This is a genomic window from Alicyclobacillus kakegawensis NBRC 103104 (assembly GCF_001552655.1).
Taxonomy (GTDB): domain Bacteria; phylum Bacillota; class Bacilli; order Alicyclobacillales; family Alicyclobacillaceae; genus Alicyclobacillus_G; species Alicyclobacillus_G kakegawensis.
In genome coordinates this window covers 82,671-105,566 of the sequence record NZ_BCRP01000002.1, presented here as the reverse complement: position 1 = coordinate 105,566, position 22,896 = coordinate 82,671, and the positions used below count along the sequence as shown (strand labels likewise).

At 63.1% G+C, this 22,896-nt stretch carries 21 protein-coding genes; 2 read left to right on the top strand and 19 right to left on the bottom strand.

The features are described from left to right. Positions 1–16: 16 nt before the first annotated feature. The 7 genes from AK2_RS02015 to AK2_RS16315 form a co-directional block, all read right to left on the bottom strand. A complete protein-coding gene (locus AK2_RS02015; RefSeq protein WP_067931165.1) occupies positions 17–2,209 on the bottom strand; it encodes a RelA/SpoT family protein in 2,193 nt (730 codons plus the stop codon). A gap of 5 nt (positions 2,210–2,214) precedes the next feature. Further along, positions 2,215–2,727 (bottom strand): adenine phosphoribosyltransferase, encoded by a 513-nt coding sequence (locus AK2_RS02010; protein ID WP_067930807.1) that lies wholly within the window; start codon positions 2,725–2,727, stop codon positions 2,215–2,217. Positions 2,728–2,763: 36 nt separating this feature from the next. After that, the gene (recJ, locus tag AK2_RS02005; protein ID WP_067930804.1) at positions 2,764–4,761 is read right to left on the bottom strand and encodes a single-stranded-DNA-specific exonuclease RecJ; all 1,998 of its coding nucleotides are present in this window, start codon (positions 4,759–4,761) and stop codon (positions 2,764–2,766) included. Next, entirely contained in the window at positions 4,758–5,699 is a 942-nt protein-coding gene (locus tag AK2_RS02000; protein WP_245632724.1) for a cation diffusion facilitator family transporter, read from the bottom strand. The genes recJ and AK2_RS02000 overlap by 4 nt, the downstream gene beginning before the upstream one ends. 68 nt (positions 5,700–5,767) lie before the next feature. Beyond that, positions 5,768–6,682, bottom strand: a complete 915-nt coding sequence (gene secF, locus AK2_RS01995; protein ID WP_067930801.1) for a protein translocase subunit SecF — start codon at positions 6,680–6,682, stop codon at positions 5,768–5,770. After that, entirely contained in the window at positions 6,679–7,941 is a 1,263-nt protein-coding gene (gene secD / locus AK2_RS01990; RefSeq protein WP_067930798.1) for a protein translocase subunit SecD, read from the bottom strand. Before secD ends, secF begins: the two co-directional genes overlap by 4 nt. A gap of 98 nt (positions 7,942–8,039) precedes the next feature. Next, entirely contained in the window at positions 8,040–8,369 is a 330-nt protein-coding gene (locus tag AK2_RS16315) for a post-transcriptional regulator (protein WP_083520755.1), read from the bottom strand. 252 nt (positions 8,370–8,621) lie between these two features. On the opposite strand from AK2_RS16315, the gene spoVB reads away from it, so the two are divergent. Then, complete coding sequence (gene spoVB, locus AK2_RS01980) at positions 8,622–10,205, top strand: stage V sporulation protein B (RefSeq protein WP_067930795.1); 1,584 nt, start codon at positions 8,622–8,624, stop codon at positions 10,203–10,205. An 80-nt stretch (positions 10,206–10,285) separates the two neighbouring features. Here spoVB and AK2_RS01975 read toward each other — a convergent pair whose 3' ends face one another. Both AK2_RS01975 and AK2_RS01970 read right to left on the bottom strand, forming a co-directional pair. Beyond that, positions 10,286–10,975: a DUF421 domain-containing protein gene (locus tag AK2_RS01975; protein ID WP_245632723.1), complete on the bottom strand. Its 690-nt coding sequence runs from the start codon at positions 10,973–10,975 to the stop codon at positions 10,286–10,288. Between the two features lie 122 nt (positions 10,976–11,097). Beyond that, positions 11,098–13,254 (bottom strand): sensor domain-containing diguanylate cyclase, encoded by a 2,157-nt coding sequence (locus AK2_RS01970; RefSeq protein ID WP_067930793.1) that lies wholly within the window; start codon positions 13,252–13,254, stop codon positions 11,098–11,100. A 216-nt stretch (positions 13,255–13,470) separates the two neighbouring features. On the opposite strand from AK2_RS01970, the gene AK2_RS01965 reads away from it, so the two are divergent. Beyond that, positions 13,471–13,869, top strand: a complete 399-nt coding sequence (locus tag AK2_RS01965; protein ID WP_067930790.1) for a TIGR04086 family membrane protein — start codon at positions 13,471–13,473, stop codon at positions 13,867–13,869. Positions 13,870–13,931: 62 nt separating this feature from the next. Here the strand turns inward: AK2_RS01965 and yajC are convergent, their stop codons facing one another. The 10 genes from yajC to AK2_RS01915 all read right to left on the bottom strand — a co-directional run bounded on the left by yajC (position 13,932) and on the right by AK2_RS01915 (position 22,894). After that, positions 13,932–14,276 carry a preprotein translocase subunit YajC gene (yajC, locus tag AK2_RS01960; protein ID WP_169794717.1) on the bottom strand — a complete coding sequence of 115 codons (345 nt, stop codon included), beginning with the start codon at positions 14,274–14,276 and terminating at the stop codon, positions 13,932–13,934. 69 nt (positions 14,277–14,345) lie between these two features. Next, positions 14,346–15,470 (bottom strand): tRNA guanosine(34) transglycosylase Tgt, encoded by a 1,125-nt coding sequence (gene tgt / locus AK2_RS01955; RefSeq protein WP_067930786.1) that lies wholly within the window; start codon positions 15,468–15,470, stop codon positions 14,346–14,348. Further along, positions 15,467–16,528 carry a tRNA preQ1(34) S-adenosylmethionine ribosyltransferase-isomerase QueA gene (queA, locus tag AK2_RS01950; protein WP_067930784.1) on the bottom strand — a complete coding sequence of 354 codons (1,062 nt, stop codon included), beginning with the start codon at positions 16,526–16,528 and terminating at the stop codon, positions 15,467–15,469. The genes tgt and queA overlap by 4 nt, the downstream gene beginning before the upstream one ends. 178 nt (positions 16,529–16,706) lie before the next feature. Then, complete coding sequence (locus tag AK2_RS01945) at positions 16,707–18,218, bottom strand: anti-sigma factor domain-containing protein (protein ID WP_067930781.1); 1,512 nt, start codon at positions 18,216–18,218, stop codon at positions 16,707–16,709. 61 nt (positions 18,219–18,279) lie between these two features. Further along, positions 18,280–19,023, bottom strand: coding sequence for an RNA polymerase sigma factor SigI (sigI, locus tag AK2_RS01940; RefSeq protein WP_067930778.1), 744 nt, complete (start codon positions 19,021–19,023; stop codon positions 18,280–18,282). A gap of 94 nt (positions 19,024–19,117) precedes the next feature. Next, positions 19,118–20,152 carry a Holliday junction branch migration DNA helicase RuvB gene (gene ruvB / locus AK2_RS01935; RefSeq protein WP_067930775.1) on the bottom strand — a complete coding sequence of 345 codons (1,035 nt, stop codon included), beginning with the start codon at positions 20,150–20,152 and terminating at the stop codon, positions 19,118–19,120. 66 nt (positions 20,153–20,218) lie between these two features. Beyond that, the gene (gene ruvA, locus AK2_RS01930; RefSeq protein ID WP_067930773.1) at positions 20,219–20,866 is read right to left on the bottom strand and encodes a Holliday junction branch migration protein RuvA; all 648 of its coding nucleotides are present in this window, start codon (positions 20,864–20,866) and stop codon (positions 20,219–20,221) included. Beyond that, on the bottom strand, positions 20,857–21,396 hold the full coding sequence (ruvC, locus tag AK2_RS01925) for a crossover junction endodeoxyribonuclease RuvC (protein ID WP_067930770.1): 540 nt from the start codon (positions 21,394–21,396) through the stop codon (positions 20,857–20,859). Before ruvC ends, ruvA begins: the two co-directional genes overlap by 10 nt. Before the next feature lie 233 nt (positions 21,397–21,629). Then, positions 21,630–22,046 carry a hypothetical protein gene (locus tag AK2_RS01920; protein WP_067930767.1) on the bottom strand — a complete coding sequence of 139 codons (417 nt, stop codon included), beginning with the start codon at positions 22,044–22,046 and terminating at the stop codon, positions 21,630–21,632. A 113-nt stretch (positions 22,047–22,159) separates the two neighbouring features. Then, on the bottom strand, positions 22,160–22,894 hold the full coding sequence (locus AK2_RS01915; RefSeq protein ID WP_067930764.1) for a YebC/PmpR family DNA-binding transcriptional regulator: 735 nt from the start codon (positions 22,892–22,894) through the stop codon (positions 22,160–22,162). Positions 22,895–22,896 lie beyond the last annotated feature (2 nt).

The window sequence follows — 22,896 nt, the reverse complement described above, 5'->3', positions numbered from 1 at the left end:
GCCCCGTCATCCTGGTCTAGTGGATCACGCGCCGCACGCTCTGCACATCCTTGAGCCGCTTCAGCCGCTCGACCACGCTGCGCAGGTGTTCCAGGTTGTGAATGCGTACACTCAAGTGGATGTGCGCAATCCGCTGGTGATCCGCCCGGCCGCTGACCGCGGTGACTTCGGTCTTCGACTCGGCCATGGCCATCAGCACCTCGTTGAGCAGGCCGTTGCGGTCGAGAGCCAGGATCTCCAGCTCCACGCGGAAATCGGAATCGGGAGTTGGAGCCCACTCCACAGGCAGCATCCGTTCCGCGTCGGCGCGCAGTTCCTTCACGTTCGGACAGTCCGTGCGGTGCACCGACACCCCGCGCCCGCGCGTCACAAATCCGAGGATCTCGTCGCCCGGGACCGGGTTGCAACAACGGGCAAAACGCACCAACAGGTTGTCCGCTCCCTGGACACGCACACCCGTCGGGTTGCGTCGCGCGCGGGAGGGAAACTCTCGGTTGACGACCTCAATCGTCGTCTCCTCATGGTCCTTGTGGTAGCGCTCGACCAGCCGTGTCACCACCTGGGCAGGGCTCAAGGCGCCGTAGCCGATGGCGGCAAACAAGTCGTCCTCGCGGCTGAAATTAAACTTCTGCAGGACATCGGCGACGTAGTTGGAGGTCAGCAGGTCAGCCGGGTTCAACCGCTGCCGGACGAGTTCTTTCTCAACCAATTCGCGGCCGCGGTTGATGTTCTCCTCGCGCTTCTCCTTCTTGAACCACTGCCGGATCTTGCTCTTGGCCTGGGAAGATTGCACAATTTTCAGCCAATCACGGCTGGGCCCGTAGCTGTGGCGGGAGGTGAGGACCTCGACAATATCTCCGGTTTTCAGCTTGTAATCCAGCGGCACAATCTTGCCGTTGACCTTGGCGCCGATGCAGCGGTTGCCGATATCGGTGTGAATGCGGTAGGCAAAATCAATCGGGACCGATCCGGTCGGGAGTTCGATGACATCGCCCTTGGGCGTGAACACAAACACCTCGTCCGAAAACAGGTCAATCTTCAGCGTCTCCATGAAGTCCTGGGCGTCGCGGAAGTCCTGCTGCCATTCCAGGACCTCCCGGAACCAGGCGAGTTTTTGGGCGAACTTACCCTCCGCCCGCTGCGCCCCCTCTTTGTACACCCAGTGGGCGGCAATCCCATACTCCGCCGTCTGATGCATCTCCCAGGTGCGAATTTGAATCTCCAGAGGGTCACCGTTGGGGCCGATGACGGTGGTGTGCAGGCTTTGGTACATGTTCGCCTTGGGCATAGCGATGTAGTCTTTGAAGCGGCCCGGCATCGGCTTCCAGAGTGTGTGCACGACGCCCAGAACCCCGTAGCAGTCCTTGATGCTGTCGACAATCACGCGCACGGCGAACAAGTCGTAGATCTCGTTGAACTCTTTGTGCTGGGTCACCATCTTCCGGTAAATGCTGTAGATGTGCTTGGCGCGCCCGGAAACCTCCGCCTGGATGTCCAGTTCCTGCAGGCGCTGGCGCAGGATCTGCATCACGCCTTCGACGTACTGCTCCCGTTCCCGGCGTTTTTTTGCCATCAGGTTGACAATCCGGTAGTACTGCTGCGGGTTCAGGTAGCGCAGCGCCGTGTCCTCCAGTTCCCATTTCACCGTGTAGATGCCAAGCCGGTGCGCCAGAGGAGCGAAGATCTCGAGCGTTTCACGGGCCGTGCGCGCCTGCTTCTCCGGTGTCTGGTAGCGCAGGGTGCGCATGTTGTGCAGCCGGTCGGCCAGCTTGATCAAGAGGACGCGGATGTCCTTGGCCATCGCCATGAACATCTTGCGCAAATTTTCCGCCTGGTGCTCCTCCCGGGAGTCGAACTTAATTCGTTTCAGCTTCGTGACCCCATCCACCAGGGCGGCCACCTCGGGGCCGAATTCCCGCACGATGTCCTCGTCGGACACGGCGGTGTCCTCGACCACATCGTGCAGCAGCGCGGCTGCCAGTGTCGTGGTGTCCAAGCGCAGGTCCGCCAAAATGTCCGCCACAGCCAAAGGGTGAGTGATGTACGGATCGCCCGACTTGCGCCGCTGGCCGCTGTGCGCTTTCTCGGCCAGCGCGTAAGCCCGGCGGACCAGATGGAGTTCCTCCGGTTTCGCGTATCCTGCCACCTTTTCGCAGAGGTCCTCGATGGACACACGACCACTCCCCTGCCGCACCCATTGCTGTGCCATAACCATCAATACTCAACCAACGTCCGTATGGTGATGTCGGGCAGCTTGTCCCGGCCGCGCAGGTGTGTCAGCTCAATCAAAAAAGCAGCGCCGACCACCTGCCCGCCCAACTTGCGGACCAACTCAATGGTCGCCCCGATGGTGCCGCCGGTGGCCAACAGGTCATCGGCGACCACCACCCGCTGCCCGGGGGCGACCGCGTCCGTGTGGATTTCGAGCACATTGGTGCCGTATTCCAACTGGTACTCCACGCTCACCGTCTGCGCGGGCAGCTTCCCCCGCTTGCGGACGGGAACGAAACCCACGCCCAGAGCATAGGCCAGTGGCGCCCCGACCACGTACCCGCGCGCCTCCGGGCCCACTATCAAGTCGGCCCGCAGCCCGCGTGAAAACTCGGCCAGCGCGTCAATCGCCTGCCTGTAGCCGGCGCCGTCGGCCAAGAGCGGCGTGATGTCGCGAAATAAAATTCCCGGCTGAGGAAAATCCGGAATCTCCCGGATAAGCCGCCTAAACTCCATAGTTTCCTTCTTATCCAATATGAAACCGACCCTTCGTCAAACGGACCATGCCGCGTTTGTCCGCAAATGGTCACGGTAGTGTGCGGCTTCCCGCAAATCGCGCGGCGCCGCCGATTCAACAACATGATACGCATGATCCGACAAGCGAGCAAACCCGAGTTCGACAAACGTGTCGAGCATCGTCGCCACCTGATCCAGTCCGTAGCCTGGCGCTTCCCGCACCGCTTCGATGGCGCGCAGACGACGGCGCGCCCGCAGCAGGCGGTACAGGTCGGCAAAATGCTCGCGTGTCAGCACGCGATTGGAGAGTCCCGCCTGGATGACCCGCAGTTGGGCGCGCGCCCGGCCCTGCCAAACGCTCTGCTCCAACTCGACAATCGCGGTCACCGTATCGCCCGGCTTCCACGTGAACACCGAGGGCGGGGCATGGAACCAAACCAGGTCCTGGCAACCTCCGGCCTCACTGACCTTGAGCCGGACATGGCGGCCGTCCCCCATCCGGCGCACTTGGACAATGCGCACCGGCCCGACACAGAACCGCCACATGGGGTGCCCCGGCCCGTATGGTCCCAGGCGGTCTATCCATGCCGCCAACTCCAGCGTCGCTTCGGCGAGGGGCAGGTAGTCATCGGCCAGAACCTGCGGCGTGTTCGCCGGGGACAGGCATTCAGACTGCCAAGCGGCAGCGAACGCGCTCAGCCGCTGGCGGACGTCCGTCAGGCGTTCCCGCGACAGGCCGCAGCCGACCGCCTCGTCGTGGCCGCCGAAGTGGTCGAACAGCTCTGCGCAATCCGCCAGTGCCTGGTGCAAGGGAAAACCGGCCGGAGCGCGACCGGATCCCCGCAGGAGGGTATCCCCGGTGTCGGCCAGCACCAAGGCGGGCACCCCGTACGTCTCGGTGAGTTTGGCGGCGACGATGCCGACCACGCCGAGCGGCCAAGGCCCGTGGGAGACCACGAAACCCGCGCCGGACGAGATCTGTTCCTGGGCCTGCACCTTGGCCTGCGCCAAGGCCCGCTCCGTTTCCGCCTTGCGCAGGCCGTTGAGCCGCTCGATTTCCTCGGCGCGGGCCTGGGCTTCGCCGGGATCGGCGGCGAGCAGCAGGGCCAGCGCATGCTCGGCCGTGTCCATGCGTCCAGCGGCGTTCAACCGCGGGGCAATCCGCCACAGCACGTCGGTCGCTGTGACGCTGTCTGCATCAAGACCCGCCACCGCGCACAAGGCCAGCCAACCCGGTCTGCGGCAGCGACGAAGGGCGGCCAAGCCCTCGACGACCAGGCGCCGATTTTCACCTACCATCGGCATCACGTCCGCCAAGGCGCCCAGAGCCGCCAGGCCCAGGCGAAACGCCTCCCCCGCCCGCGCGCGCTCCACCGCGGGTCCAGCCAGTCCGCCGGCTTCGCTGAGAAGCGCCTGGCACAGCTTCCAGGCGACGCCGGCGCCCGACAACCGCTTGAGCGCATCCGGATGGCTGGCGCGTGACCAGTGAACGACCGGAATCTGGCTCGGCGGCCGTCCCTCCCCCGGCTCGTGGTGGTCCGAGACCACCACATCCAGCCCCTGCGCCAACGCGTAGAGCACGGCAGCGCCGGCGCGAATGCCGTTATCCACGGTCACAATCAATTGGCACCCGGCTGCCAGCGCCCGGTCCACCAGCGCGTGGGAGAGCCCGTACCCGTCCCGCTCCCGGTGCGGCAGGACGCACACGCACTTGGCCCCCAGCGCGTCCAGCGTGTCCATCAGGATAGCACTGGCTGTCACCCCGTCGACATCGTAATCGCCGACCACCGCAATCCGCTCACCTGCACGCACTGCCTGCCCAATGCGCGCCACGGCCGCCGCCATGTCGAGAAACGCGAACGGCGGGGTGTAGGGGACAGCAGACGGAGTCAGCCACTGGGCCGGGTTGTCCTCCCCATCCAATCCGCGCGCGCACAGCCAGCGCGCGACGCGCACCGGAATCGCCATCCGCCTGGCCAGCGCCTCCGCCCGCTCCGGTTGGACCTGTGCCGTGCGCCACAGCGGTGTGTTCACGCTCCACCCTCCTCGCTGTCCCGGGGCCCTCTATCCACGGGCGGATCCGGATAATACGGGTTGACATGGACAAGCACGTCCAGCACCCTGGGAAACTCCTGCATGAGCACCTGCTTGACGTCGGCCGCGATGGCGTGCCCGCGGGCCACCGTCATGTCCGCGTCGACTCCGATCTTGACGTCGACAATCACGTACTGGCCGTGATCGCGCACACGCAGTCCGTCGATCCTCCGCACGCCCCGCACACCGTTGACACACCTCTCATAAGGCAGCAGCTCTTCCCCTTCCAGCACCCGATCCATCAGCGGCTGGGCGGTCTCCCGGGCCAAGTCGTAGCCCATCTTCAGCACCAATAGAGCCACGAACGCGCCCGCCACCCCGTCCATGTACAGCAGCCAGTGCACGCCCGCCCACCGTCCAACCAGGGCCAGGACGATGCCGAGGAGAGCCGCCGAGGAGGCGAACACGTCGGAGCGGTGGTCCACGGCGCTGGCCAACAGGCTGCGGCTGTGCAGCCGCCGCCCGAGCCGGTGGAAATATTGGTATAGCGCCTCTTTGACCGCAATCGCCGCGGCGGCCATCCACGCCGCCGGTGGCGAAGGCGGCGAGACAGCGGTGAACAGGGAGCCGATGGAATCGTAGCCGACCTGCACGGCGGCCAGTACCAGCACCGCTGCCACCACCGCGGAACTCAGCAGCTCCGCCTTGCCGTGGCCATAGGGATGGTCCGCGTCCGGAGGCTTGCGCGCCACCCTCAGGCCGACCATGACCGCGATGGACCCGAACACGTCCGCGCCGGAGTGCACGGCATCGGCCAGCAGAGCGCGGCTGTCGGCATGCACGCCCACCGCCGCCTTGGCCAGGGTCAACAGGACGTTGACCACCAATCCGCTCCAGGCGGCAAGCTGCATTTGTCGATCCGTCGGCCCCTGCAACACGCCTCTCCTCCACGTGGATCAAGAATGCGCTCCCAGAGGAGCGCATCCCGTACCACCAAGCTTCCCGCCTATGCGCCCGGCACCCCTTCCGGCTCGCCGCGGGGCAGCCCCCGTCCGCGCCAGACGAACCAGATGGGACTCGCGATGAAGATGGAGCTGTAAGCCCCGCTGACCAGACCGACTATGAGGGCGAGCGTGAAGTTGTGTATCGACTGGCCGCCGAACAAATACAGCATCACCGCCGCTATCAACACCGTCACGACCGTGTTGATGGACCTCGTCATGGTCTGCCAGAGACTGCGGTTCACCAGCTGCTGGAGATCATGGTACGTCTTCGGCGGCGTGAGCTTGAGGTTTTCGCGAATGCGGTCAAAAATGACAATCGTATCATTGATGGAGTAGCCCACAATGGTCAGCACCGCGGCGACGAACGTCAAGTCCACTTCCAGGCGGAACATCGCGAACACCGAGATCACGATGAACGCGTCATGCAGGAGCGCGATGATGGCGGCAAGCGCAAACCGGTATTCAAACCGTACCGCCAGGTAGGCGACGATGAACAACGAGGCCAGCAGCACCGCCCAGACCGCCTTGCGCGAGGTCTGCTGCGCCACGAATGGGGACACGGTCGAGATGGCCGCTCCCTGCGAATGCGGAAACTGCTGTTTCTCCAGCCGATTGATGGTGGCCACCTGCGCCTGCGTCAACACCTGCGGGAAGCGGACGACGGCCGTCTGCTTGTTGGCACCGGCGACGGTGATGGCGTCCTGTCCCACCGGCAACCCGGCGTCGCTCATCATCGACCGCACCTGCGCTATGTTTACCGGCTGGCCGAGGTCCATCTGCACGCGTGATCCAGCCTTGAAATCGGTCCCCAAGTTGAAGCCCATGGTGGCCCACACAATCAGGCCGATAACGGTGATCACGAGCGACAACCCGAAGAACCAATGCCGCCGGCGCACGATGTCAAAGTGCACCTTCACGCCTTCACCCCCTCTCTCCTCGCGCCATACCACCACGGTCGGCGGACGGCACCCGAGCGAGTGAGCAACAGCAGCATGGCCCGGCTCAACAGCACCGCCGTCAACATGCTGATGACAATGCTTATCATCAGAGCCACCGCAAAACCGCGGATGTCCCCCTGGCCGAACCAATACATCACCGCGCCGGCGATGAACGTGGTCGCGTTGGCGTCGATGATGGTCCGCAGCGCCCGCTTGTTCCCGGAAATGACAGCCGACTGCAGGCTCTTGCCGGCGCGCACCTCGTCTTTGACCCGTTCATAGGTGATGATGTTGGCATCCACGGCTATGCCGACGCCGAGCACGAGCGCAGCCAAGCCGGAGAGGGTCAGCACCACATGCATGCCGGAAAACGTGACCAGCGTGAGGTAGCCATAGGCCACCAGGGCTAAATCGGCCACCAGTCCAGCCAGCCGGTAGACAAGCAGCATGAAGATGAAGATCAGGGCCACCGCCGCCAGGCCCGCCCACAGTGTCGCCCGCAGCGAGACCATGCCGAGGGTAGGACCGACATTCATGGAGCTGACCAGCTTTAAGGGGTAAGGCAGAGAGCCAGCGTTCAACTCCTTGGCCAACTCCGTCGCGCTTTGGACCGTGAAGTTCCCGGTCAGTTGCGTCTGTCCGTTGGGTATCTCCCCGTTCACTTTCGCCGCTGTCAACAACTGCCCGTTCAGGAATGTGTACAGCACCTTTTTGGTGTATCGCTTGGTGATGTTGGCCCACTTTTGTTTATCCTTGAACTCCAGGTTGACCGCTATGTTGCCGTATTGGTCCTGCCCTACCTGGGCGCTGTTCGGCTGGATATCAGCGCCGGTGATGAGCGGCTTGGCATGGGGGGCCGGCACCCATTTCCCGTTTTTCTCCACGGCGCTTCCGTAAATCTCTAGTTGCGCCGTTTGGCCTATCACTTGTTCCGCCGTCTGTTGGTTGAAGTTTCCGGCCAACTCGACGCGGATTTGGTCGCCGCTCTCCAATTCGATCACGGGCGAGGCCACGCCCAGAGAGTTGACGCGCAGTTGCACCGCTTGTAAGAGGGCCTGTTTCCCGGCCGCAGTCAGGGCCTGCCCTTGCGGGGGTTCAATTTTGTACAGCAAGTCCATACCGCCCTGCAGATCCAATCCGAGCCGGATGGTTTTCCAGACGTTCATGGAAGTGCCTGCGGTCACACCGAGAATGATGCAGACGATAGCTAGAAAGCCGAGAAAACGGCCCCACCTCATTAATGCCTGTCCTCCCCACCGCGCCGACGGAGGTGCTCAAAACAGTCCTGTCCTGTTTCGAGCACCCCCCCGCGAAAACAACACGTCCATTAGTATAATCAACCGCGCTTTCCACCGTCAAACCAGGGAAACGCGGCCAGTCGATCCTCCTCGTCCGCGCCTCCTCGATAAGCGTCCAAGGTCGCGTAACTCATGAACTGACCGATTTGCAGCCCCAAGATGGCCTCCACCATGCGGTGTAGCGGCTGGCTGCCGTGCGTCCGCTCACGCACACAGCGCCACACATCCTCGGCTGTCACGTGCTCGTAGCCCAACAGATGAAACTCTTCCGCCTTGATGGCGCAAAGATTCATCAGGTCACGTTCATAGCCGCGCCAGGGTTCCGCTAAGGCCCCTTCGTCGCGACCCGATTCCTCCTGCCAACCCATCTCATCTCCCCCTACCCACAGGCCACGACCATCCGCCTAAGCGGTGGTCCCGGCGCCTGGTCATTTCCATAAAGACAAGTTCGTCACCCATGGCAGACTTCCTGCAGACAGGCGACTATCCGCCGGCAAGAGCGCATACAGATGGCTGTAGGACGTGCCTCGTTTGTCCACAAGCGTCCCGGCGCAGGCCGCCAAGCGCACAGGCAGGTGTCCGGCAGACGCCAGTCCGATTCTCCGGGGAGGGGTTGCTGCGTGGTCCGCCGTTCGTTTCTCCAGGGCGCCATGGTGCTGATGGCCGCCGCCCTGGTCAATCGAATCCTCGGCTTCGTCTACCGCATCTTTCTCACACGCCTGATTGGCGCCGAAGGCATCGGCCTGTTCCAACTCGTCAGCCCCCTCCTCAGCCTCATCTTGACCTTTGTCACCGCTGGCCTGCCGGTGGCGATATCCAAGCTGGTCGCAGAGACGGTTGTCCAGCGAGACAAGGTTCGCACCTTGCGTGTCCTGCGCGTCAGCACCGTGGTCATCCTGAGCATGGCCGCCCTCTTCACCCTTCTGATGTGGCTGCTGCGAGTCCTGGTGCGACAATACTGGCTGACCAACCCGATGGCCTATCCGACCTACCTGGCGATGATTCCCATTGTCTCCATCATTGCCATCGCCAGCATTTTCCGCGGCTACTTTCAGGGGCTGCAGGACATGTCACCGCCCGCCTGGGCGTCCATCCTGGAGACGCTGGTCCGCATCTGCAGCGTCTGGGTCCTGGCCGCGTACTGGGTTCACGTCAGCCTGGCCTACGCGGCCGCCGCCGCCATGCTCGGCATGATGTGCGGTGAACTGGCCGGCCTCGTTTTCCTGGTCATCCAATACCGGCGGCGGGCGCGCGTATCGGTAGTGTTTGCCGACGCACCCAACCGCAGCCTGGAGACCGCCCGGCAGACGCTGTCCGCCATTGCCGAGGTGGCCGCACCAGTGACGCTCAATCGGCTCATCGGCTCGCTCCTGTATGCGGCCGAACCGGTGCTGGTCACCCGGGCGCTCGCGCTGGCCGGACACGGGACCCAGGCGGCGACCACCCTCTATGGCCAGTATGGGGGCATGGCCATCCCGCTGTTGGTCTTTCCGACCGTGTTCACCGGCGCACTAGCCACCACCTTGGTCCCCGCCGTGTCGGAAGCTGCCGCCGACGAGGAACCAGAGCGCATCCGCACGCGCCTGATGCAGACCTGGAAAGCCACCGCGCTGGTGGGGTTCCCGATGTCGGTCGCACTCACCTTGTTCGCCACGCCGCTGTGCCAAGCCGTCTACGGCGAGCCCAGCGTCGGCCCGATTTTGGCGCTGATGGCCCCAAGCGGTTTTCTGCTCTACCTGCGTGGCCCTCTGGCCGGCATCCTGCAGGGTCTCAACCGGGCCGGAGCCGCCATGCGCAACTCGGTGATTGGCGGCGTCGTGCAGCTGGCCCTCATGTATCTGCTGGCCGCTCGGCCGGGGCTCGGCATCCTGGGCGTGGCGCTGGCGACCTCCGCCTCTGTGGTGCTGACGACGGCGCTGAATTTTATCGACGTCTACCGGTACATCGGGTTTGCGGTGCGCATTGATGACACCGCAAAAATTGCCTTGGCGTCGTTCGGCATGCTGATAGTCCTGGAGTTTTTGCGGCAGACCCAGCAGCCCACCCGTACCCTCTCCCTGCTGTTGGCGCTGGCGGTGGGCGGAGCCGTCTACACCTGGTTGCTGGGAGCCATGCGGGTGCTGACCTCGTCCAACCTGTCGCGCATTCCGCGCATCGGTCCGCTATTGGCGCGCGCGTTGCGATGCTTTCCGTTCACCACCTGAACCTCCCGGCGGAGGGCGGCTCGTGGCGCAGATGTCAGCCGCAGATGGGAAGCGGACGGCGCAGCCTTCGCGGCGCGCCCTCACTCGTCGCGGGCATCGAGATGCAGCCGCCCTTGGGCGTCAATGGCGGCGTACGCGACATCCGCCAGCTCTCCGTAACCGCGCCGGCGCACCTCCGCCTCCAGCCACTCTCGGCTCTGCCCAATTTGGCGCAATGTTTTCTCGACCACCCGCCCGTCCAACACAAGCGGCATCGGGAAGCCGGCGGATTCCGGTATGAGGCCCGCGTCCGCCGGTGTCAGCGGCTGCTTGTCCGGGCGGGGAAAGACACTGAGTTGGCCGGACGTCTCCAGAATCGCAAACTCCACATCGGCCACGTTGGCGAACCCCTTTTCCCGCAACTGGGTCAGCAGATCGTGCATCGTGTAGCGCGAGCGGGCCATCTCCTTGTCGCGTATCTGTCCGCGTTCAATCAAGACGGTCGGTTCCCCCTCCACCCAATGACGGAATCGGTGGCTCTTCAACTGCACCAGCGCCACCAGGATCTGCAACACCACCAAGGCGCCGATGCACAGGAGAGATTGAACGAGCGGTACGCGGGTGTCTTCCATCGGCACAGTGGACAGTTCGGCCATCATCACCGAGACCACAAAATCGAACACGGACAACTGGCCAATCTCCCGTTTTCCCATAAAGCGCAGGGCCAACATGACTGACAGGTACAGCACCACGATGCGCACACACAACTGCCACAGCGGTAGTTCTAACATCCACACCGCCCCCAACCGCTACCAGCTTGCGGACGCCGCCATCCAGAAGAGGGAATGAGATCCGCACCTGATGGTCAGTATGAACCAAGGGCGGAGGCAGTATGTTTTGAGTCTGGAACCGCTCAGGCCCTCGAGGCCTCCTCCGCGTGCAGCTCCGCGAACATGTCTCCCACCCGGTCCGCCAAATCGGTGAAGTCGTTCAGCTCCGTGAACAGTTCCGTCCGGCAGTTGAGTTTCAGCGCCAGGCGCACTCCTGTATCGAGCGTGATAGGGTGGCTGGCGACCGCCTCCACCAGACGCTCCGCCACCCCGTCCAGCTCTGAGCGGGAGCGGATCGGCAGGAGGACGAAAAACTCGTCTCCGCCGTAGCGGCAGGCCAGCTCACCCTGGCGCAGAGACTCTTTCAGTATCAGGCTGACTTTCCTGAGCGCCTGATCCCCGGCGTCGAAACCAAACCTCTGGTTCACTTGGGAAAAGTGCTCAATGTCCAGACAGATGGCCCCCCAGGTACAGACCCCGTGTGCCAACTCCTCACGCAAACGCACGTTGATGAAATGCAGCGTGTATAGGCCCGTCGGGTTATCCACGAACAACTGAGCGTCGAACTCGGGCGCATAGACCACCGTGCGATTGCGCCCCCGCTGCTTGGCTCCCCAATACAGGGCGGAGTCGGCCTTGAGCAGGAGGTCTCTGTCGTTGCTCCCGTGGTCCGGAAAGGAGGCAAAGCCGCAACTTACGGTCAGGCCCTGCAGGCGGTGGCCATCAAACTCCACCACATGGCGACTGATCTCGCCGCGTATGCGCTCCAGGATGGTCCATGCCGCGCCGGGATCGACGGGAAGGATGAGCGCGAACTCCTCGCCGCCGTAACGCGCGACGATGGCACCGGGGCCGGCGAGCTGCGAGAGGAGCCCGGCAACCGATTTCAGCACCGCGTCCCCCGCCAGGTGCCCGTAGGTATCATTGAATTTCTTAAACAGATCCACATCCACGATGGCAACCGTGAGCGGCTGCCCGTGTTCGCGCGCCGCCTGCAGCCGACCTGCGAGCGCCGCGTAGAAAAATCGGTAATTGTACAGGCCCGTCGCGCCATCCCGCCAGGATAACTCCTGCAGTTCCTGGTACAACTTGGCGTTCTCCAGCAGCATGGCCACCTGGGCAGCCAACGCCGACACGTATTCCAGGGTGCTGGTGAACGCATGGCTGTTGGCGGCGAAACACATCACCACGCCGTGGGCGTGCCCCTGCGCCCGCAGAGGGAACATCGCCACGCTGCGAAACCGATCTGTCGGCAATCCACTGTTGCGGCTAAGGCGCGGATCTCTGTGCGCATCGGGAATGTAGACCATGCCCGTGCCTCGCGCGACCTGCCACACAACGCTGCCGTCCTCCTCCCGCCATCCGTCCAGCTGGTAAGAGGTTGAAGTCTCCATCGGGTAAATCGCGTTCGGCAGAAGGATATGATCCCGCTCGTCCAGCGTAAACACGGCGGTCGAGTCGGCATCCGTCAGTTTCGCCGCCAGGCGCGCCGCCTCTTCACAGATGCGGTCGACGTCAAACTCGGCGGCGAGCCGTCCAGTCAACTGGTGGACCTGTTGCATCAGGGCCATCCTGCGGTACATGCGCAGCAACTGGCCCAGCAACACGATGGGCAGAAAGGCGACGGCGGCCAGCACCGGATTGATAGGCTGGAGCGCCACCATGATCACGTCGAACGGGATCGCGATCAAGTAGGTCATCCCATCCCAAGCGGCAGCCTCGATGGCGCTTCGCCAAGAAAACCGTCCCCACAGCCAGGCGCAGACCTGAACCAGCCCGTGGTTGATCACGAAGAACACGGCAGCGCCGGCGAGGCCGGCAAGAAACCGCTGCACTCCGCCGGCCGCGGACATGTCGAACGGGGCCACCCCACGCATGACGAGCGCCATAGCCCAGGCGCTCACGGCGTACTGGCCCGCATTAAACAACGCGCTGGAGCAGCGGGGCCGCGACTGGCGCAGCCAGGGCGTACACAGCTCGGCCACCACCAGCAGCCACACCGCCGGAGCGACCCCGTAGGCCAAGGCGACGCCAATCGGCAGCGCGACAATCAAGGTGATTAAGGTCTTGCCAATCGGTACCAGAATGGCTTCCAGCAGGATGGCGAGGGCAAACCAATACAGAAGCAGCCAGAGGGGTATCCGGGTCAAACCCGGAAACGTGCTGCAAGCAAGGAGGATTCCAATCAAACCTACGCCCAACTCGAAGACTTTGGCTAAGGCCGCTCGGTCACTTTTCAAATGCCTTCACCCACTCCAAAGGCACCCTCCCGCCCCATGCGCCGCAATATCCCGTACTTCAAGTATCTCTCGTGTCTCTATCTGTCATGGATGGATTGCCCCGAATTTCCAACGTTGCACAATCTATTGTACATGAATTTCATAAATGATGGACAGGGGACATAGAATCAGCATGGCGGCACCGAAAACCGATCCTTTGCAAGGAGAGGATGCACAATGGCGGAGCACAGTTCCAACTCGTTCCGTCGGTTTCCCGTTCTGTTCGGACTCGCGTGGTCCCTGTTCGTCACCGCCGTCGGAGCTCTGCTCGTGGCCATGTGGGCCCACTTCGGGACTGCGTCCGCAGCTCAACTAGACACGGCCGCCTACTGCGTTCGCTGCGCCGCCGTGATTTGCGGTGCGCTGACCAGCAGCCGCGCCGGTACAACCAGGGGATGGTACTACGGCGGCGTCGTGGGGCTATCCTACGCAGGGATCATGCTGGGTATCGGGCTCGGCCTGTACCCGGACACAACGGCCCTGGACCCTGCAAGCGTGCTTCGCGTGTGCATCATCTCCTTGATCGGAGCCTTCACAGGCATCATCGGTGCGAGCACCGCACGCATCCAGGATTAACATCCAGAAGAAGGCCGCCTCAACCCAGGCGGCCTTGTCGCGCCCCGCCGGCCTGGGCCACGTCAATCATCCCCGGCCGATGAGTCCTCCTGTTCATCGGATTCCCTGTCCCGGGCCTCCACAGACTCTGAAGCTGCCTGGTCAGAAGCGGCGCGGACGACATTGGCTATCGCCTGCGGGTGCACCTGAACGGCGACATCCGGGGCAATCTCCACCGTAACCCGCTCCTCACCCACGTCGACGACCGTGCCGAAGATCCCGGCTGATGTCATGACCTCGGCCCCCGGCGACAGCTTGCGCATCATCTCAACGCGCCGGCGTTGGTTCCGCCGCTGCGGCAGAAACACCACCAGATAGAACAGAGCCAGGATGACAACGATAAAAATCAGCGAACTGCTGGACTGCAAACCGACACATCCTCTCTCGTCACGACCACCCACCCGTACACCGGCGGGCATGCGTTCACGCATTGTCAATTATTCATTATACCCGTACATCCTGTAGAATTCCTGCTTGTACTCCAGAAACCGGTCCTCTGCAATCGCTTGTCGGATATTTTCCATCGTCTTCAGCAGGAAGTGTACGTTGTGGTAGCTGGTCAGACGAATGCCGAGCACCTCATCAGCCTTGATGAGGTGGCGGATGTAAGCGCGGGAAAACGTCCGACACACTCGACACCCACAGTCCTCGTCCAGCGGCGAGAAGTCCCGGGCATAGCGTGCGTTGCGGATGACAAGGCGGCCGCGTGACGTCAGCACGGTGCCATTGCGCGCGATGCGCGTCGGCAGGACGCAATCGAACATGTCGACACCGCGCTCCACCCCTTCAAACAGGTCGTCCGGCGAGCCCACGCCCATCAGGTAACGAGGTTTGTCATCCGGGAGCAGAGGGGTCGTGTAAGCCAGCATCTCGTACATCAATTCCTTTGGCTCCCCGACGCTCAAGCCGCCCACCGCGTAACCGGGAAAATCCAGTTCAACCAGCGTCTCCGCCGCCTGTCGGCGCAGGTCCTTGTGCATGCCTCCCTGCACAATGCCAAAGAGCGCCTGTTCCTCAGGCCGCCGGTGGGCCGCCAGGCACCGCCTGGCCCATTCCAGGGTCCGGCGTAATGAGGTCTCCAGATAACTCCGCTCAGCCGGATAGGGAGGACATTCGTCGAACGCCATGATTATGTCGGCGCCCAACTTGTTTTCAATCGCCATCACCGTCTCCGGGGAAAAAAACAGGCGGCTGCCGTCCAAGTGGGAGCGAAAGTGGACACCCTCATCGGTGATCTTGCGCAGGTCGGCCAGGCTGAACACCTGGAACCCCCCACTGTCCGTCAACACGGCGCCAGGCCACTGCATAAACGAGTGCAGCCCGCCCGCCTCCGCCACCAGGTTCTCGCCGGGCCGCAGGTGCAGGTGATAGGTGTTGGAAAGAATAATCCCCGCCCCCATTTCCCGCAATTCCCACGGCGCCAGCGTCTTCACCGTCGCCTGCGTCCCCACCGGCATGAATACCGGTGTTTCAATCACCCCGTGCGGTGTATACAGGCGTCCGCGGCGTGCCTGTGTACGGCTACAACGTCGCAACAGTTCGTAACGGACCGGGTGTGTCATGCGCCCGCCACCTGCGCTTTTGCGTGGGCGGTGATAAACATCGCATCGCCAAAGCTGAAGAAGCGGTACCGCTCGGCCACCGCCTCGGCATACACACGCTTTGTGAAGTCCGTTCCCATCATCGCCGCCACCAACATGAGAAGGGTAGATTTGGGCAAATGGAAGTTGGTAATCAGGCCGTCGACAATTTGAAAGTGGTACCCTGGATAAATGAAGATTTCCGTCTCCCCTGATCCGGCCGTCACTGTGCCGCACGCCCCCGCGCTCTCGAGCGTGCGCAGCGCCGTCGTACCGACCGCTATCACACGCCGCCCTTCGGCTCGCGCCCGATTCACCGCCTCTGCCACCGATGCCGGCACCTCGTACACCTCGCTGTGCATGGTGTGCTCCTCGACGTGTTCCACCTTGACCGGGCGGAACGTACCCAGGCCGACATGCAGGGTCACATGATGAATCTCGACCCCTTGCCTGGCCAACTCATCCAGCAGCCGCTTCGTAAAGTGAAGGCCCGCGGTCGGCGCCGCCACCGACCCGGGCTCGCGGGCGTAAACGGTTTGATAGCGGTCCCGATTTTGCAACGGTGTATGGATGTACGGGGGCAGCGGCACTTCTCCCACCCTATCCAAAAAGTCTGTCATCGGCTCGTCCACCTCAAACCGAATCCGGCGCAGGCCCTCTTCCGCCACCTCCATCACCTGTGCGGTCGCCGCCTCCATCCCATTATCCATAAGGCGCAGGCGAGACCCTAACCGCAAACGCTTGGCCGGCCGCGCCAACGCCCACCACTCGTATTCACTTACCGGCCTTGACAGCAACAATTCAACCTTCGCGCCGGTATCCAGCTTCTCGGCACGCAGCCTCGCCGGCAGGACCTTCGAATTGTTCAGCACCAGCACATCCCCTGGCTGCAGATGCTGACCGATATAGGAAAACCTTGTATGCAGGAGTGTCTGATCCAGCGGATTGACCACCAACAAGCGCGAATCCTCACGATTGGCGAGCGGGGTCTGGGCAATCAATTCCTCGGGCAACGAATAATCAAAGTCTTCGACGAGCACGTCTTTTCACCCTTCCTCAGACAGCGGCAACGCAATCAAAACCCTATTATACGGGATCACCCGTCCGTCCCAAAACCCTCGGACAGACAACAAGGGCCGACAGTCCATCGGCCCTTGCACGTCCATAGCAACCCTAACAAACCAACGCGCCCCATCCCGCTGCGAGACTCTACGTTCGTTAATGTATCGCCGCGTGCAGGTGCGCGTGGGCCTTGGCTTTCACGCTGTGCTTGCCAGCTTCCCGCGTCTTGCGGTGTGACTTGGCCGGTGTATGGGCAGTTGAGTGTGAATGGGTCTGATTGGCATGGAATTGGGTTAGCCACCCGTCGCCGTGCGTGCGCACAGGACCGCCAACGGACGTGCGACCTTCTCCCCTCCCAGACGGGTGACCGTGGGAATGACTCCATAGCTGGATTCGACCGTGAGACTCCTGGTGCTCCGAGTGCCCATGGTTTTCGCTCAGCGGCGCCCGTACGCGCCCTCCCCATACCGGGGACCATCCGGCGCCCCCAGTGTGCGCCGCGGCCTGCACCTTGGTCTGAAAACTGGTCGGTTGGTCAGCCGTCTTGGCTCCCCCCTGTTTCAGGGCTGACGCCGTTCCCCCATCGTCGCTCGGGGGCGCGCTTGACGATTGCACCTCAACCCAGAGCGTGACACCGCCCACCTCAATCCGCACATACTCAGCTTTGTCCTGAGAAGAGGACGGCGCCTGAATCGGGGGTTCTCCCGTTCCACTCGCATCCCGCGGGGAAGATCCGGCCTTCGGCTGCGCGGCCTGCGGCTGTCCATGCTGGTTGGACGGTCCCCCGCTGTCGGATCGCGCGGCGCCTGCTGGCGTGCTTGCCCCTGCCGGGGCGGTGCTTGCGGGGGCGGAAGACGCGGGCAGGGAGCGAATGAGCGAAGCTATCGCCGCGTCATCCCCGTTTTCGAGCGTGCTCAAGAGCGATTTCGATGCCCGGGCTGTGGTCAGCACCCGCGCCAATGTCTCTCCGGAGAGGTCGGACAGCGCAACCGATTCGCCTTCTTTATGCGCCGCCAAATAGGCGGCCAGCTTGCCCGGAGACAACTTGGCTGCTGCCGCCGTCTTCCAGACACTGTGGGACAGGTCCAACGAATACACACGCGGATGGAGTCGCCTGGCACTCGGGTTCCCAGAAATGGCCGATTTCACCGCCGCCGCCGCACGGGACGCAATGTCACCCACGGCATGACCTGATTCCGCAGGCGCCGCCGAGACCAAAATCGTATCCCCGGCAGACAGCATCTGCCCCGTGACCGTGGCCGTAACCAATTGTCCGATGGCTTGTCCCAGCTCATCTCCGTCCACGTGCACATGTTTCAGCAGGGAGCGCCCGGATGCATTGAGCGGCGAGGCCCGCAGAACGCGGGTGTGACGGTCGACCGTCAACGAGACACTGGGATTGATGTCCAACGACACGTAGGCGTAGGCGCGTCCCGAAGGCCAAAATTGTCCCGCGCCCAGCAGCCCGACCCCCGCGAACACGACCGCTGCGCAGACGGCCACGGCAGCCTTCTGCCACCCGCGAGTCCACGCGTGCCGATGCGCCTCCCAGCTTACTTCTCCACCCACCGACATGCCGCTCTGTCGCGGAATTCGACAAAACTCGCCATCGCGGGTTAAAACGATGGCATGCCGCCGAGTGATGCCAAGCACAACCCCCCTTGGCATCGGGCCGCCTCCTTTCGCCCCAGGACGGGCTGCCGGATGGCCTACCGCCGCTCCGGACGCCTTACGAAATATAGTCTTGCAAAGTTGCATAATCGCCGCACAACAACAGGATGACGGCGAGAATGTACTTTCTCTGTCTTTCCAACGTCTTGCGCGACACTTGGACTCGCTCCTGCAGCTGCTTCAACGGCAACGCTCGCCGCTCCATGACATACCGACGCAACTCGTCGTCCGCCGCGACCAAGCGCGCAATCTCCATGGCGTTCTGCCGGGCGTCCGCGTGTTTCGGAGACACCTTGACCAGTTCTTGGAAAGACAACCCAAACTCCCGCAACCGCTTGGCGTATTCCTCAATCTCCTGCCGTCGCCGCCTTTCCTCCTCCTCTCTTTCATACGCATCCAGCGATGTCCGCACCTCGACGTAGTTGATGACATTGTCCCCTTCATCCACTACGTCGAAGTCGGTCCAGGGCACGGTGCGTCCGTGCAGGCGCTGGGAACGAAAGTAGTCAATCAGGCGGCGACGGATGATGGTTTCCGCAAATCCCAGAAAGTTGACCTTCTTCGATGGATCAAATCGATCTATCGCCTCATTCATACCCATCAGGGCTATGCTGAACTCGTCATCTCGGTCTGGATCGATGTATCGACGCGACGCTTGTGACGCAATCCTCAGCGCGAACGGCACATAAGCTTCAATTAGGTCACTGCGCGCCTGCTCGTCCCCAGACTGAGCCAACCTGAGCAGCGGGTAGAGACGTTCGGGGTCCTGCGACGTTTTGCGTCGAAAGGGGAATCCCCCCACACCTGCCACCTCGCTCTACATAAATTCGCGCCGCGCGGGAGTTTTTGGGGGTCTTCTCGCCAAATCCGCCCGGGAGTTTAGCCGACATCGCGGCTCAACCGCCCATCGCGTCCGCATCTTCTGCCGCAAAGCGGCCCGGCGGAATCGGTTTATGCAAATGCTCATAGGCGCGCGCAGTCGCCGCCCGACCGCGTGGGGTACGCTGAATCATGCCCAGTTGAATCAGATACGGTTCATAGACATCCTCTATCGTGCCTGCCTCTTCTCCCACGGCGGCGGCCAGTGTATCGAGACCCACTGGCCCGCCGTCAAACTTCTCAATCAGGGTCCGCAGCAATCTGAAATCAAGCTCATCCAGGCCAAGGCGGTCCACGTGCAACCGCGCCAACGCCCGCTCAGCAACCTCGCGCGTGACCGTGGGCTGCTTGTGCACTTGGGCGAAATCGCGCACCCGCTTGAGCAAGCGATTCGCCACGCGCGGGGTGCCGCGGCTGCGACTGGCGATCTCCAACGCCGCCTCTGCCGCCAATGGCAACTGCAGAATGCCTGCCGTGCGCATCACGATGGCCGCCAGGTCCTCCGTCGTATAGTAGTCCAGATGCGCAATCACGCCGAAACGGTCGCGCAGCGGCGCCGATAGCAAGCCTGCCCGCGTGGTCGCTCCAACCAGCGTAAACGGAGGCAAATCCAGGCGCACCGAGCGCGCCGTGGGCCCTTTGCCAATCAGGATGTCCAGGGCGAAATCCTCCATGGCCGGATACAGCACCTCTTCGACCGCTCGCGGCAAGCGATGAATCTCGTCGATGAACAGGACATCGCCGGACTGAAGGTTGGTCAAAAGCGCCGCCAGGTCTCCTGGACGCTCAATGGCCGGGCCCGACGTGACGCGAATGCTCACACCCAATTCGTTCGCGATAATCATGGACAGGGAGGTCTTGCCAAGCCCTGGCGGGCCGTACAGGAGGACATGGTCCAACGCCTCCTGACGTTCCCTGGCCGCCTGGATGAACACCCGCAGGTTGTCCTTGACCGCCTTCTGGCCAATGTAATCGTCCAAAAACCGTGGGCGCAACGTATCCAGGGCCGCATCCTCGCGGTGCCATTCAGCGGCCACCATGCGCTCCTCCATCCATGCGTCCCCTTCCGTGCGTTCGAAGATCCTAGCCACAAGCCCGCCCCGCCCGCGGCGAGCGACTTATGCGCGCGCGCCGCTCAGGTAACGAAGGCAGCCGCGCAGCGCCTCCGCCGCGTCCAGGGCTTTCCCCTCTTCAAACACGGCGGCAACCGCCGCGTAGGCTTGCTTTTCATTATAGCCAAGCCCGATCAGGGCCTCAATCACGTCCGCGGCCAGCCCTCCCGCCTCCGGATGTGCATCGGAGCCTAGGAGCGCCGTCTGCGGGGTCCAGGGCTCGCCTGCGCCGGTCGCGGTCCCCTTGACCACGGAGACCTTCTCCCTCAGCTCCAAGATGATGCGCTGCGCCGTTTTCTTGCCGACGCCGGGCAGTCGACACAAAGCCGCCGCGTCTTCATGCATCACCGCTTGGAAAAACTCGTCCCGGCCGGCGTCCGAGACAATCTGCAGAGCCCCCTTCGGCCCGATGCCAGAAACCCGCAGCAGCATTTCAAACCAGTCCCGATCCCGTTCGTCCAAGAAGCCGTACAACTCATCCGAATCCTCACGCACATACCGGTGGGTGTGCAAGAACGCTTCGCGTCCCAGAGCGACCTGCCGTGTGACGGGCGCGGGCACATAGACACGGTACCCGATTCCGTTCACGTCGAGGTCCACGTGGCCTGCGCCGATTGCATGCACCGTGCCGCGCAGAAACACAATCACGGCCACCGCGCTCCTCTCCTTACCCCATCCGTGGCCGACGGCCGTAGGCGCTCCGCGATGGGGGCCGCGTGGGCATGCGTGATAGCCAAGGCCAAAGCGTCCGCCGCGTCGTCCGGGCGCGGTTTGTCCGCCAGCCCCAGGAGCACCCGCACCATTTCCTGAACCTGGCTTTTATCGGCGCGGCCGTAACCAACCACCGCCTGTTTCACCTGCATGGGCGTGTATTCGGCGATGGCCAGTTGTGCCTCTGCCCCGGCCAGGAGTGCCACCCCGCGCGCCTGCCCGACACTGATGGCAGTGGTGGTGTTGCGACCCATGAACAACTGTTCAATCGCCATAACCTCGGGACGAGTTCTAGCAATAAGCGCGCTCAATTCGCGGTAAATCATCTGCAAGCGGACAGCCACCGGGGTGTGCGCCGGCGTTTCGATGCACCCAAACGCCACTGGGCGCAGCCGTGGCCCCTCCGCGTCCAGCACACCGTAGCCCATCCGCGCCGTGCCCGGGTCAATCCCAAGCACACGTTGCTGATTCATGACATGCCACTCCTAGCCGCGGGCAGCCCGCGCTGGATTGTCAGATCAGTTCTCTACGGGGATATAAAATTCCTACTTGACAACGTAGACTCGACATGCAGAGGCAGAACTGGGGCTGGCCGCCGCCAACGGCTGCCAGCGGCAGGCCAAAAACGAGGCGGAGCCTGAAGCCATCCGCCCGCATCGTACTGTATGTCCAAATACTGTTATGGCCGATGATGGTGCTCGCTCATTCAAACGGATCGCTGGCTGCTCAGGTTGGGAACCTCCCGCACGTAGACCGGCAGATGAAACCACAATGTCAGGCTGTTGTCCAGCCGCCAACACGGGTGTTCGGCGGCGAAGCTGACCACCGCATCGGTAGCCACCGGCCTGACCGTCAGTTGTCCGCGACCGTCCCCGTACAGGGTGATGAACACCGCCCGGCGCCACGGTCCATCGACCGCCCAAGCGTCGGCAGCCCGCTCGACCGAGACCTGTGCCTGGTCAAAATCGGTCACTGCCGGCGCATCCGCCCACACCCGCGGGGTGGCCGTGAAGGCCGCAGCCCACACGGCCGCGCCGCCGATGAGAAGCCGTATCCACACCCGCCCGCGTCGGCTGCGACCGAGTACGGCAGGCCGACGCCCGCGGGCGCCACACCGTGACATCATTCCCACCTCATTTCCTGTCCGTTCAGGCCTAGCATGCCACGGGCAGCCGGCATTATGCAGGGGCACCGGTTCCCTCCCCGACACTCCAGGTCGCGCCCGCGCGCCCCGATTCAGGCGGACTCGGTAAGCTCCAGGTTGGCATACACGTTTTGCACATCGTCGTGCTCGGACAGCGCGTCGATGAGGTCGAGCACCGATTCGGCCTGCTCGCCCGACAGCGGGACAGTGGTCTTCGCTTCATAGGTGATCTCGGCGTCCGTCACGGTCCACCCCTGCGCCTCCAGGCCGTCCCTGACTTGGGTGAACGCTTCGGGCGCTGTGATGACCACAAACTCGTCCGCCTCCTCGCGGACGTCCTCCGCTCCCAGGTCGAGTGCCGTCAGAATCACGTCGTCCAGCGTCAGCCCGTCCGTTTTGGCCACGCTGATGCTCCCCACCCGGTCAAACATCCAGGCTACACAGCCGGTCTCGCCCAAATTGCCGCCGCGTTTGGCGAAGATGTGGCGAATGTCGGCGGCCGTGCGGTTGCGGTTGTCGGTGACAATCTCCAGCATTACGGCCACGCCGTGCGGGCCGTACCCTTCGTACACAGCTTCCTCGTAGTGAACCCCCTGCAGGGTCCCGGTCGCCTTGGCGATGGTGCGGGCGATGCTGTCGTTGGGCACGTTATTTTGCTTCGCCTTCTCAATCGCCGCGCGCAGCCGGAAGTTGGTGTCCGGGTTGCCCCCGCCTTCCTTCGCCGCGTTGTAGATGTCGCGCGACAGCTTCGTGAACAACTGGCCGCGGACAGCGTCCTGCTTGCCTTTGCGCCGCTGGATATTGTGCCATTTCGAATGTCCTGCCATGT

What these genes read in the sequence shown, in the direction of transcription:
- AK2_RS02015 (WP_067931165.1), bottom strand. Translation starts at nt 2,209, where the DNA reads ATGGCACAGCAATGGGTGCGGCAGGGGAGTGGTCGTGTGTCCATCGAG.
- AK2_RS02010 (WP_067930807.1), bottom strand. Translation starts at nt 2,727, where the DNA reads ATGGAGTTTAGGCGGCTTATCCGGGAGATTCCGGATTTTCCTCAGCCG.
- secD (WP_067930798.1), bottom strand. Translation starts at nt 7,941, where the DNA reads ATGAGGTGGGGCCGTTTTCTCGGCTTTCTAGCTATCGTCTGCATCATT.
- AK2_RS16315 (WP_083520755.1), bottom strand. Translation starts at nt 8,369, where the DNA reads ATGGGTTGGCAGGAGGAATCGGGTCGCGACGAAGGGGCCTTAGCGGAA.
- AK2_RS01975 (WP_245632723.1), bottom strand. Translation starts at nt 10,975, where the DNA reads ATGTTAGAACTACCGCTGTGGCAGTTGTGTGTGCGCATCGTGGTGCTG.
- AK2_RS01965 (WP_067930790.1), top strand. Translation starts at nt 13,471, where the DNA reads ATGGCGGAGCACAGTTCCAACTCGTTCCGTCGGTTTCCCGTTCTGTTC.
- tgt (WP_067930786.1), bottom strand. Translation starts at nt 15,470, where the DNA reads ATGACACACCCGGTCCGTTACGAACTGTTGCGACGTTGTAGCCGTACA.
- AK2_RS01945 (WP_067930781.1), bottom strand. Translation starts at nt 18,218, where the DNA reads ATGCCAAGGGGGGTTGTGCTTGGCATCACTCGGCGGCATGCCATCGTT.
- ruvB (WP_067930775.1), bottom strand. Translation starts at nt 20,152, where the DNA reads ATGGAGGAGCGCATGGTGGCCGCTGAATGGCACCGCGAGGATGCGGCC.
- ruvC (WP_067930770.1), bottom strand. Translation starts at nt 21,396, where the DNA reads ATGAATCAGCAACGTGTGCTTGGGATTGACCCGGGCACGGCGCGGATG.
- AK2_RS01920 (WP_067930767.1), bottom strand. Translation starts at nt 22,046, where the DNA reads ATGTCACGGTGTGGCGCCCGCGGGCGTCGGCCTGCCGTACTCGGTCGC.
- AK2_RS01915 (WP_067930764.1), bottom strand. Translation starts at nt 22,894, where the DNA reads ATGGCAGGACATTCGAAATGGCACAATATCCAGCGGCGCAAAGGCAAG.